Below are 12,108 nucleotides of genomic sequence, written 5' to 3'. Positions count from 1 at the left end.
AAATTATGTGACTACTCTACTCTTTGCTTAGATTTCAACTGAGGAGGAACCGAACCCCCATGTATGAATTAAAGACAAAAGAAACCGACCGCAGTGTTATCGAGTTTATTGAATGTATTGAGAATATTAAAAAGCGTGAAGATGCTTATCAATTGCTCGATATTTTCACGGAAACGACAGGTTACGAAGCGAAAATGTGGGGACCAAGCATTATCGGCTTCGGAAGCTATCACTATAAATACGACTCAGGTCATGAGGGGGATGCGCCGCTTGTAGGTTACTCACCCAGGAAAGCGAAGACGAGCTTGTATTTTGCCACAGGTGACCCCGAACGGGAGCAGCTACTGCAAAAGTTCGGAAAACATACAGCAGGAAAGTCATGCGTTTATATTAACAAAACAGCTGATATTGATGTATCAGTCTTGCAAGAACTGATCCGGCAATCGGTTGAGTTTTTGAAGAGAACCTATCCGAATGCATAGGAAATAAGAACCTCATCTCTGGAACAAATCCGGAGGTGAGGTTCTTTTGAATTATATGGCTTAACCTCTAGTTTACTGGGTAGTAAATCGTCATGCTCAGGCGGGTTAATGCATTGCTTGAATTGTGGTAGGTATGGGGTCTGTCGGCCTTAAATCGTAAGGAATCGCCTTTCTGGATGGTGTATTCCGCTTCCCCTAGCCGAACGGTTACTTCTCCGTCAAAGACCGTAATAAATTCTTCGGTGCCTTCCCGGTGCGAATCCGAATGAACCGTTCCCTTTGGATCGATTTCAATCGAATAGATTTCAAAACGCTTGTCCTCCTGGAAATGGAAACAGGGAGCTATCCGGTATCTCCCCTTGTCCTCGGATAATACTTGCATTTCATAACTGCGGACGACTGTCGCATCAGGCTGCGGACTATAAATTAGCGAAGTGAAGGAAACCTTCAATCCGTTCGCTATTTTCCAAATGGTTGCCAGCGTGGGACTGGACTCTCCTCTTTCGATTTGTCCGATCATCGTCTTGCTTACTCCGCTTAATTGCGACAGCTTCTCCAGGCTTAACTTTTCCTTCTCTCGAATGGCTTTCAGATTATTGGCTAGAGCAAGATGAATTTCCTCCAATTAAAACACACCTTCTTTTCGGGTTTACAATATAACGACCGATTTGTATAATAAATAGCACGAACGTTATATTGTCTATTATGGACATTATAACATACATCATGGAAGGGGAGAGGGAATTGCCTTGGTTTTCATTTATGATCTTTGTCGTAACGACTAGTTTTACTCCAGGTCCCAACAATATCATGGCTATGGCTTATGCACAGAAATATGGCTTGAGAAAAATCATCACGTTTTGCTTTGGTGTGGCCGGAGGTTTTTTTCTAATTATTTTGTTAAGCAGCGGTTTTAATAGAGCGCTTACTCGATTCATGCCGGTGATTGAGCTCCCGTTAACCATTTTTGGCGCAGTCTATATGTTATACTTAGCGTTCAGTATCGTGGTTAGTAACAAACATGAAGCTGAAAGTGTCAAGGAAGACCATAATTTATTTCTGGCAGGAATACTGCTGCAATTTATGAACCCGAAAGGGATATTGTTTGGCATAGCGGTTGTCTCCGCCTTTATTCTCCCTTATTATCATAGTTATTCCAGCTATTTTGCTTTCGCGCTTCTTCTGGGGATTATCGGTTTATTAAGTACCTTTAGCTGGGGATTATTCGGAACCGTGTTTCAGAGGCTGATCTTGAGTCATCAGAAGATTTTTCGTGCGGTTATGGCAGTTTTGCTAGTGTATAGTGCGATTTCAATCATGATTAAATAGGAGGGGCGGGAGCGGAGATGATGAATTGGCCTACGACGTTTATGGAACCGGAAAGCTTGAGGCAGCGGTTAGCAGCGATGAGTATTCTGGATGTTATCTTGTGTTCAGAGGATTGGCTGCGCAGATACCAGTATAACCCCCGGTGGGATGAGGATGCCGCTTTGGCCTCTGTAAGAAATGGTGCAGGAGACGAAATTTATATTGTATTTACGCCAGAAGGAGTCATCGTGAAGGGGTTTGATCATGAATCGGGAATGAGTCCCTATGCCAGGGAGGATGGGGAGATCTGGCCGGGCATCTATGAACAGACACCCTCTTCCTTGCTTGACAGGTTGAATGACGAAGCACTTGGCAAGGAGGACGTTACTTTCTGCTTATGGAGAGAATCCGGGGATCAAGTATGGAGATGCGGTGAGATAGACTTCAAGGGACTGGATGACGGTTCCCGTTTTCTGTTAGGAATGATCTACGAAGCTCCGCAGGATTATGTGGACTGGGCGGAGGACTATTATGATATGAAGCTGCCTGTCGACATAGTAGCCCAGGTTTACAAAGGTGAGCCCGTTAGTGAAGAGATGATCCTAGCCTTGAATCCGGAACGAGATGTACGGATTGTGCTCAAGGAGATATATGAGATAGGAAAATAACATAATATTAGTTCGGAAATCCCCTAACCCAGCCTGAGATAAAATATATCAAGGGAGGGTCCATAAAAGCATAAAAGCGCTTTGCGGGTGGAAGGTAAAAGATCAGCAACAAGGTGACGATGGCGAATGGAGGCCAAGATGAAGTGGTATTTATTAGCAAGAGTATGGGGACCGTCGTAGCGGGTGAAGTGGATGGCAAGCGGCAGTTGCCGGTTAAGCATATTTTCCTGACGTCGGTGATTGAGACGGTTCCATTTATCAATTCTACAGATAGAATCGTGATCTACGGCAGTGCGGACTCTTTATTCGGAGATGAGGCTTTACAGCAAATCGCTCCCCAGCATAGTCATGGAATTATAGAAATCCCCCGGAGCGGATCATGGACTGGAGACAGGCAGCGTTAGAGAGAATTTGAGTCGAATGCAATCTATCGTTGATCTTTATGCTCAATTCTTAACTTCAGGAGCAGTACAGAAATGAACAAGTCCAACTAGGCAAGGACCCTCGAGAAGAGGGGCTTTCTTGCTGCAGAAGCGCAGTCGCAATTTGATGAAATGGTTCTATCCTTGGCCCTTGGATACTACTTGCTGCTCAAGGTCCGGCTGCCGCTTTTCCAATAAAATTGCAGCGCTAATCTTGCGCAGCTGCATGCAATGACTACGAAGAGCAGAGCCCACACAACCGAAGGAAGGATTGTCATATGGGCCAGATTGGTTGCGTCCCCCGCTTGATCGGGGCTGATAATCGATTGTGCCAGCAGGAAAATGGGACCTACAACGGATTCTTCGAGGCAAAGGAAGGCCAGCAGCAAGTAATAGAAATTGCGCACCCGTTCCCCCAAGAAATAAATCAGTACATTTAATAGGATGAAAATGAGCAGCCACCATAGCCCGTAGCCCGAATGCACAAACAGTACAATGGTCAGCAAGGCCAGCGCGCTAATCACGATAAGCCCGGCTGTTTGCTTCCGCTTGTAATAGCCGTAGAACATCAAGATGGAACATAAGGAGGATACGATATAGCCGGCGAGGGAGACGGTGATCTGGCTCCAGCCGGGCTGCAGTAAAGAATAAGTCACCCCACTATGATCCGGGTTAAGCTCAATCCGCAGTACGCTTCCGGACATAATCAATGTCAGCAGGGCATGGCCAAGCTCATGAAACATCGTATCGAGAATACGAAACCAGCCGGAGAACGGGATCAGCCGGGTCAGAAACGCAGCGCCTAGCAAAAACAGCAATGCCTTAAGCCATCTATTCATACCGTACTTATTTTTCATAGGGTGTCCTTTCATAGGGCCTTATGTTTAATGAAAATACAAATCAATGATAAATACACAGTACATAATCATTATAAGGGAAAATAGGTAAAATGCGACTGGAATTTCGGGTTATCCCGAAACATAGAACGAGATTAACTGATGCATTAGTACTTTCTAGCAGCATCAAAATCAAGAAGTCACCAAAATGCTAGAATAAGGTCACCAAAATAGTAGTTTCCATTTTCGTTGTCCGTTTATAATCGGCGCGTAAGCATGTATTTGGAAGGAAGGGAGGGAACTAATTAAGCTTTGCGTTTATGGATAGCGGGTTCACTAGTTCAATCTTTTAGTCATATCATTCTAAATCAAAGGTGGTTTTGAAATGAGGACAAAGATGGTTAGCAAGCTGATGGCCGCCGTAATGAGCACATTGCTTCTGACAGTAATGACAATGCCGCTTCCCACGCATGCCGCAGCTGCGGATGTCAGCATCAATTGGAATGACGTAAAGCAGGAAATCGACGGATTTGGAGTCTCGCAGGCTGGCTGGTCAGGCGCGATATATGACCTTCAGGAGCCGGCGAGGAGCGAAATTATGGATCTCTTATTTACGCAGGATCAAGGAATCGGCTTGTCTATTCTGCGGGGCGCTTTATTCGCCGAATACAACCCGGCACCGGGTCAATTCGATTTTACCGTCAGACCGGACCAGGTTTGGGTAATGCAGCAGGCCAAGGCCAGAGGTGTTGACAAGCTGATTGCATCGACGTGGAGTCCTCCGGCCTGGATGAAAACCAACAATTCAACGACGCATGGCGGGTATCTGAAGCAGGAGAATTACGGTGACTATGCGCTGCTGATGTCCAAATTTATTAAGGAGTACAAGCAGCAATTTGACCTCGATTTGTATGCGGTCTCCATCGCCAATGAGCCGAATTCAATGACCTTCCTTACCTGGGATTCATCGGAGTGGAACTCAACGAACTTCCAGGTGTTCCTGAAGGATTATTTGAAGCAGGCTATGATAGATGAAGGCGTGTCCCAGACGAAAGTCATCGCCGGTGAATCTTCCTGGTGGTCTGAGGATCTGATCAAGGATTCGTTAAATGATCCTGCCTCGGCCGAGAGGCTTGATATCGTTGGGGGACATAACTACCCGATTCCGATTCTGAATCTGGAGATGCCAACTACGCCGTTCTCCACAGCCGTCTCCAAAGGTAAAAAAGTATGGATGACCGAGGTGTCCAAGGTGGACTCCTATGATCCTGGCATCAATTCCGGTCTCAAATTCGCCAAGCAAACCCATGACTTCATGACGAAGGCGGGTGTCAATGCCTGGATGTACTGGACAGGGGCGATACCCGGCGACAATGATGAAGGCTTGATTAATGTGGATAAAGATACCAGTACCTATAAGATAACAAAGCGCTTTTATACGCTCGGGAATTACAGTAAATTTATTAAGCCGGGATATGTCCGGATCGGTGCGACCGAGAATCCTAAATCCAATGTGTATTTCTCGGCTTACAAAGATCCTGCTACAGACAAGTTCACGATTGTAGCGATCAATACCGGGGATGCGACCGCAGAGGTCAATCTGATTCCAAACGGCTTTACCGCCGGAACATTGACTCCATACACGACGGATGATCAATTGAATCTGGCCCAGGGGCCTGCTGTAGCGGCTAACAATGGAAAATTCCAGACCATTATTCCGGCTCACAGCGTTGTAACCTTTGTTGGTCAGAACGGCTCGCCAGCTCCCCAAGAGCAGACCCTTATCGATGAGCTTGACGATTGGTCTAAGACTTTCTCTCATACCAGCGGACTTGCGATGGATTCCAGCAATAGCGGATATTTCAACGGCGATAAATCTCGGGTTAAGCGCCTTAATGGAACGACAGAGAGCTTCGTATATTCCCTCCCGAACATGATCTCCTTTAGAGCGGATATGTATCAATTCAGCGTTTGGGACGGTATCGCCTTCTATGCTTCTTCCGATCAGGTGAATTGGACAAAGCTGGCTCATGCCAGCACCCCAGGGGTATATATGGGCAGCCAATGGTACCAGAAAACCTACTATTCTTCAGAGCTTCCACCGCCGGGAACACAATATTTGAAGATCGAATTATCAGGCAGTGATTCCTGGGAGAAACAGGTGTCCCGGATGACGATTAAATACGCGATGTAGATACAAGAATACGCATTGAAGAGGGGGGCATCGTGCATGCCCTCTATTTCTAATTCCCGTAAGTTAGAAAAGTAAGTTAATATTAGTAGAGACAACAGTTTAATGAATGTATCAACAAGGAGGGCTATTGAACAAGTCTGGTTCAGAATCCTTCTTAGAGAATAAATAGGGAAGGAAGAAGCAGTCCGCGCGAAGGCGCGGATTTTTGTATGCCGTTATAGGCACCGGGGATAGAAGATTTTAAACCAGAACACAGAAAAATTTCAACTATACAAATATCGCGCAGATCAATAATATAAAGGTGCAAGTTTTTACTTTTTATTACATAAATATCTTTTTTTATTTCGTTATCCATCACATAGGTTTAAAAGAAAATTTTTCATCATTTCGTCAGCAAAAGAGCAGCGATGTTCATTGAAAGCGCATACCAATACTCCCCAGGACGGCACGTTTATTCAATTCTGTTAATACACGTAACCCCTAGCCGCATAATCTGTCTCATTACATTCAAAGATTCATAGAATATGGACCAGATACAGCTTTGTTGGAACCTGCAGCTTTTAGCCTACTGTTTATTTTATTACAGGGGCCCGGAGCAAACCTTTGCTCTAATAAAGGGGGTGGTAGCCAATACATTCAAAAGGATGAGAAGCAGACGATTTTCCCTCATGGCACAGGAGACCGCTGACTGGAACAAGTGACGGTGTACCGGACGGTACGCCAGTTAGGAATTGAACCGCAAACCATCAATAATTAAGGAGTGATCCCATGAATTCGAGTTTATTCAAACGATTAGTGGCGATTGCGGGAGTTGCAGCTTTGGCGCTGACGTTACTTCAGCCTTTTGGGGCAGAGAAGAGTTATGCTGCTGAAGCGCATGTCGACAATCCGTTCCTGGGGGCCACGATGTATGTGAACCCCGATTACGCGGCGCTGATCGATACTTCCATCGCTCAAGTTAGCGACAGCACTTTGAAGGCCAAGATGGAGACCGTTAAATCATATCCAACAGCCGTCTGGCTGGACCGCATCGCTGCGATTAACGGCGGTGAGGAGAATGGCGGTCGGAAGAGCCTGGAGCAGACGATGGATGCTATACTCGCCCAGAAACAGGGGAATACGCCTATCGTCGCTCAATTTGTAATCTATAATCTGCCTGGCCGGGACTGTCATGCCCTGGCTTCCAATGGAGAGCTGCCTTTGACAGCGGCAGGCTTGCAAACTTATAAGACGGATTATATCGACCGAATTGCCGGGATCTTCGCAAATCCGAAATATTCAAGCATCCGGATCGTCGCTATCATCGAGCCTGATTCGTTGCCGAATCTGGTGACGAATCTGAGTGATTCCAGATGCGCACAAGCGAATTCCACCAATATTTACAGAGATGCCACGCGTTATGCACTCGATAAGCTGCATGCGATTCCTAATGTGTACAATTACATGGACATTGCACACTCCGGATGGTTAGGCTGGGACAGCAACCGTCAACCGACGATTGATCTTTTTACTTCGGTGGTTAGCGGGACAGCGGCAGGACTCGCCAGTGTGGACGGATTTATTACGAATACAGCAAATACAACCCCACTTGAGGAGCCGAATCTGCCTGATCCGAACTTGACGATTAATGGCAATCAGATCAAGTCAGCCACTTATTATGAGTGGAATCCGTATTTCGATGAAGCTGATTTCACCGCTGCTTTGTATTCGGGCTTCGTGGCCAAAGGCTGGCCATCCAGCATTGGCTTCCTGATTGATACGTCCCGGAACGGCTGGGGCGGACCAAACCGGCCTACTAGTGCCAGCGGAACTTCCGTTAATGCCTATGTTGATTCCGGGCGGGTCGACAAACGCCTTCATCGGGGCAACTGGTGTAATGCCAGCGGTGCCGGCATTGGGCAGCCCCCACAAGCGGCACCAGCAGGTTATTCGAACTCGCATCTCGATGCCTTTGTATGGGTGAAGCCGCCAGGTGAATCGGATGGCTCAAGCTCCGAGATTCCGAATAATGAAGGCAAAGGCTTCGATAGAATGTGTGACCCGACTTATACCAATGCCAATGGAACCTTAACAGGCGCACTGCCAAATGCTCCGGTATCCGGACACTGGTTCCATAATCAATTCGTAGAGCTGGTTCAAAATGCATATCCGGCGATTCCAACAGGTGGCGGCGGAACACCTACAGTTCCTGCTGCGCCGACGGGATTGACCGCTGCTGCGGGCAATGCTCAAGTAACGCTGAGCTGGGCAGCGACAAGCGGAGCGACAAGTTATAATGTGAAGCGGGCAACGACAAGCGGCGGCCCCTATACGACGGTAGCGACCGGCGTCACAGCGACAAGCTATACGAATACGGGTTTGACGAATGGCACGCCGTATTACTATGTCGTTAGCGCGGTGAACAGCGCAGGGGAGAGTGTCAATTCTGCACAGGTGATGGCCACGCCGCAAGCGACAGCGACTGTGCCAGCCACGCCGGCAGGTTTGACCGCTGCTGCGGGCAATGCGCAAGTAACGCTGAGCTGGGCAGCGACAAGCGGAGCGACAAGTTATAATGTGAAGCGGGCAACGACAAGCGGCGGCCCCTATACGACGGTAGCGACCGGCGTCACAGCGACAAGCTATACGAATACGGGGCTGACGAATGGCACGCCGTATTACTATGTCGTTAGCGCAGTGAACAGCGCAGGGGAGAGTGTCAATTCTGCACAGGTGACGGCCACGCCAAGCGGCGGCGGAACAGGAACATCCAATCTGGTACTTCAATATAAGGTTGGAGACACTAGCGCTACTGACAATCAGATCAAGCCTCAATTGAATATCAAGAATAACGGAACTGCTGCTGTAAATTTAAGTGACCTTAAAATTCGCTACTATTTCACGAAGGATGGCAATCAGGACGTTAATGCCTGGATTGACTGGGCTCAGGTAGGTTCAGCCAATATTACTAATACTTTTGGCACAGCCTCCGCTACGAAGGCGGACACCTATATTGAGCTGAGCTTTAGCGCTGCAGCCGGATCGATCGCAGCCGGAGGGCAGTCGGGGGATATTCAGTTGCGGATGTCGAAGGCGGACTGGTCTGATTTTGACGAGAGCAATGATTATTCCTATGACGCCACAAAAACAGCCTACACAGATTGGGATCATGTCACGCTGTATTTGAACGGCGTACTAGTCTGGGGGATTGAGCCTTAATAAGCTCGACCGATCTCATATTCATTCAATTTCGTTGAATCCATGAAAGATGGTGAGAATGAGTGTTCAAAATATTGGCTAAAACTCTCTTGATCGGTTCGCTCGTGATCGGAGCCGTGGGACTAGGCGCCGCAGGTGCGGGAACCCAGCAGGCCAAGGCAGCCGCTAATTATTACCATACATCCGGGAATAAGATCGTCGATTCCGCTGGAAAGCCTGCCGTGTTCAACGGGATTAACTGGTTTGGATTCGAGACAGCAAACTATTCGCCCCATGGCTTGTGGACCAGATCTATGGATGATGTACTCGATCAGATGAAGTCTCACGGCTACAATTTGATCCGTCTCCCATACAGCAACCAGATGTTTGATGCCGGTTCAGCGGCGAACGGAATTGATTATGCGAAGAATCCGGACCTCAATGGTCTGACTCCGATCCAGATCATGGATAAGCTGGTTGACAAAGCGGGCGCCCGGGGCATGAAAATATTCCTGGATCGTCATCGCCCTGATTCCGGCGGACAATCCGAGCTTTGGTACACTTCCGCCTATTCGGAACAACGCTGGATCGATGATTGGAAGATGCTGGCCACTCGTTACAATGGAAATGACACCGTTATCGGAGCGGATCTGCACAATGAGCCGCACGGCACGGCCAGCTGGGGGACCGGAAACCAATCCACAGATTGGAGACTTGCCGCAGAGCGTGCGGGCAATGCAATTTTGTCCGTGAATCCGAACTGGCTTATCATTGTAGAAGGAATCGAGAAGAATGTGCAGGGCTTTAGTGACGGCTACTGGTGGGGAGGCAATCTCAAGGGAGTTGCCAACTATCCGGTCAGACTTAATGTCCCGAATCAACTTGTCTATTCCGCCCATGATTATGGTCCGGGCGTGTCCAATCAGACCTGGTTCTCAGATCCGTCATTCCCAAATAATATGCCGGGGATTTGGGATGCGTACTGGGGATATATCAGCAAACAGAACATCGCTCCGGTCATCGTCGGTGAATTTGGCGGTCGCGGTGTTGATCTGACCAGTGTCGAGGGCAAATGGCAGAACAAGCTGGTAGATTATATTGGAGCGAACAATCTTTACTGGACTTATTGGTGCTTGAACCCGAATTCCGGGGATACGGGGGGGCTCCTGCAGGACGACTGGACTACGTGGAACGCACCGAAGCAGACGATGCTGGATAAGATCATGCAGCCGCTGAGTGGCGGAGGCGGGGGAACGAATGTGCCTGCTGCTCCAACCGGATTGACGGTTACGGCAGGTGATGCGAAGGTGAGTCTCAGCTGGTCGGCTTCGGCTGGAGCGAGCACTTATCATGTGAAGAGAGCAGCGACGAGCGGTGGCCCCTACACGACTGTGGCAACGGGAGTCGCAGGCACGTCCTATACCGATCAGGGGCTAACGAATGGAACCGTGTATTACTATGCAGTTAGTGCTGTAAATTCCGCAGGTGAAAGTGCCAATTCAGCTGCAGTCTCTGCTACGCCAGCGGGAGGGGGAGGGTCCACTCCTACCGGCAATCTGGTAGTTCAATACCGGGCTGGCGATATTAACGCAACAGACAATCAGATTAAGCCATTCTTCAATATTAAGAACAATGGAACGACTGCTGTAAACCTAAGTGATCTCAAGCTTCGTTATTATTTCTCGAAGGATGGTTCACAGAGTATGCAGTCCTGGATCGATTGGGCATCCATTGGAGTCGCTAACATCCAGCGGACCTTTAACGATGCTTATGTTGAGCTCAGCTTTACATCAGCAGCAGGCTCAATTCAGGCAGGAGGCCAGACGGGAGAAATTCAGCTGCGAATGGCCAAGTCGGACTGGTCGAACTTCGATGAGACGAATGACTATTCCTTTGATCCAACCAAAACAGCCTTTGCGGATTGGAATAAGGTCACCTTGTATCAGAATGGCACGTTGGTATGGGGAGTAGAGCCTTAGAAGGAACAAAATGAAATGGGAAAGGGACCGCTTCGGCGGTTCTTTTTTATGTTTTACAGCTCATGCGGATATGTCAGATGAAATAAGTTGATTTCATTATAATAGGGTGATTCTCAAAATATGGAATGCATGATATAACTGAAAATAGTATTGTAATCAGAAAGTGCAAGGTCGAATTGCACAACAGGATGGATCGGTATGAAAATAATGCAGGGGTGCGTGGAAATATGGAATTAAGGTCGTCGGAATATATAGTGAAAGAACGAATACCGGCCAATTTATTTAGAAGTATTGAAGCGGTCGGGGGGAGATTAACCATTACCAATGAAAGACTGCTGTTCACTCCGCATATGATCAACATTCAGACAGAGCCTGTTGAGATTAATATGGCCGACATTGTTGGAGTCGAGAAGCGCAACACGATCGGTCTGGTACCTAATGGCATCAAAATTATCAATCGCTATGGCAGTGAATTCAAGTTTGTCGTCTATAAAAGAGCCCAATTGATTGAGCTTATTAATCAGTACAGGGCTTAAAATAATTATTTTTCAGGAGGAGCGTATGATGAGTGCAAACCCAATTAAAACGGTGCATTTGGAAGAGAAGAAATTCGTCGGCTTCCCCGTCACTTCCAGCTTTTCATTCCATGATCCTAACCGGATCGAGGAGGCAAAACGTCAGTTCCTTGAGCGCAGGCATGAGATTAGAGAGGTAGTTCATCCTGAAGAATACGTATGTCCACACTTCGCCTCAGAGGTATTGTTTACTTATTTCTACTGTATGGAAGTTAGTGCGCTTGAAAATATCCCGGAAGGGATGATCGGATTCACGATTCCAGCGCGTAATTATGTGACAACGAGATCGGATACCGATCCTTATGAAGTACTCCATGCCTACATCAAAGACAGCCGAATCGAACATCATCCAAGAGCGCTGGCTTTGGAAATATATCGATTTGCCGACCCGGAATGGCCGGGAAAAGTCGATGTATTTGTTCCGATAAAGGAAGGATAGTCTCAAGAAACGGGGATTTCTCTTGATT

General features: G+C 47.6%; 11 protein-coding genes. 9 read left to right on the top strand and 2 right to left on the bottom strand.

From position 1 onward, the window contains the following. Window positions 1–59: 59 nt before the first annotated feature. Entirely contained in the window at window positions 60–482 is a 423-nt protein-coding gene (locus tag BN1360_RS19990; protein WP_068781629.1) for a DUF1801 domain-containing protein, read from the top strand. Between the two features lie 67 nt (window positions 483–549). Here the strand turns inward: BN1360_RS19990 and BN1360_RS19985 are convergent, their stop codons facing one another. Further along, window positions 550–1,107 carry a helix-turn-helix domain-containing protein gene (locus BN1360_RS19985; RefSeq protein ID WP_068781628.1) on the bottom strand — a complete coding sequence of 186 codons (558 nt, stop codon included), beginning with the start codon at window positions 1,105–1,107 and terminating at the stop codon, window positions 550–552. Window positions 1,108–1,226: 119 nt separating this feature from the next. Here BN1360_RS19985 and BN1360_RS19980 point away from each other — a divergent pair, with 119 nt between their 5' ends. The 3 genes from BN1360_RS19980 to BN1360_RS19970 all read left to right on the top strand — a co-directional run bounded on the left by BN1360_RS19980 (window position 1,227) and on the right by BN1360_RS19970 (window position 2,862). Beyond that, window positions 1,227–1,811, top strand: a complete 585-nt coding sequence (locus BN1360_RS19980) for a LysE family translocator (RefSeq protein WP_068781627.1) — start codon at window positions 1,227–1,229, stop codon at window positions 1,809–1,811. Window positions 1,812–1,828: 17 nt separating this feature from the next. Continuing rightward, window positions 1,829–2,458, top strand: coding sequence for a hypothetical protein (locus BN1360_RS19975; RefSeq protein ID WP_068781626.1), 630 nt, complete (start codon window positions 1,829–1,831; stop codon window positions 2,456–2,458). Between the two features lie 113 nt (window positions 2,459–2,571). Further along, complete coding sequence (locus tag BN1360_RS19970) at window positions 2,572–2,862, top strand: hypothetical protein (RefSeq protein WP_229521062.1); 291 nt, start codon at window positions 2,572–2,574, stop codon at window positions 2,860–2,862. A 176-nt stretch (window positions 2,863–3,038) separates the two neighbouring features. On the opposite strand, the gene BN1360_RS19965 is transcribed toward BN1360_RS19970, so the two are convergent. Continuing rightward, the gene (locus BN1360_RS19965) at window positions 3,039–3,719 is read right to left on the bottom strand and encodes a M50 family metallopeptidase (protein ID WP_068781665.1); all 681 of its coding nucleotides are present in this window, start codon (window positions 3,717–3,719) and stop codon (window positions 3,039–3,041) included. Window positions 3,720–4,101: 382 nt separating this feature from the next. On the opposite strand from BN1360_RS19965, the gene BN1360_RS19960 reads away from it, so the two are divergent. The 5 genes from BN1360_RS19960 to BN1360_RS19940 all read left to right on the top strand — a co-directional run bounded on the left by BN1360_RS19960 (window position 4,102) and on the right by BN1360_RS19940 (window position 12,080). Further along, window positions 4,102–5,910, top strand: a complete 1,809-nt coding sequence (locus BN1360_RS19960) for a glycoside hydrolase family 30 protein (RefSeq protein ID WP_068781624.1) — start codon at window positions 4,102–4,104, stop codon at window positions 5,908–5,910. 768 nt (window positions 5,911–6,678) lie between these two features. Continuing rightward, complete coding sequence (locus BN1360_RS19955; protein WP_068781623.1) at window positions 6,679–9,108, top strand: glycoside hydrolase family 6 protein; 2,430 nt, start codon at window positions 6,679–6,681, stop codon at window positions 9,106–9,108. Window positions 9,109–9,182: 74 nt separating this feature from the next. Then, on the top strand, window positions 9,183–11,066 hold the full coding sequence (locus BN1360_RS19950; RefSeq protein ID WP_229521061.1) for a cellulase family glycosylhydrolase: 1,884 nt from the start codon (window positions 9,183–9,185) through the stop codon (window positions 11,064–11,066). 227 nt (window positions 11,067–11,293) lie between these two features. Then, window positions 11,294–11,602 carry a GRAM domain-containing protein gene (locus BN1360_RS19945; RefSeq protein ID WP_068781621.1) on the top strand — a complete coding sequence of 103 codons (309 nt, stop codon included), beginning with the start codon at window positions 11,294–11,296 and terminating at the stop codon, window positions 11,600–11,602. A gap of 28 nt (window positions 11,603–11,630) precedes the next feature. Then, window positions 11,631–12,080, top strand: coding sequence for a GyrI-like domain-containing protein (locus BN1360_RS19940; protein ID WP_229521060.1), 450 nt, complete (start codon window positions 11,631–11,633; stop codon window positions 12,078–12,080). The last annotated feature ends 28 nt before the right edge of the window (window positions 12,081–12,108 follow it).

The sequence above is a fragment of the Paenibacillus sp. GM2 genome (assembly GCF_900069005.2).
GTDB lineage: Bacteria > Bacillota > Bacilli > Paenibacillales > Paenibacillaceae > Fontibacillus.
This window is presented reverse-complemented; position numbering and strand designations above follow the sequence as displayed.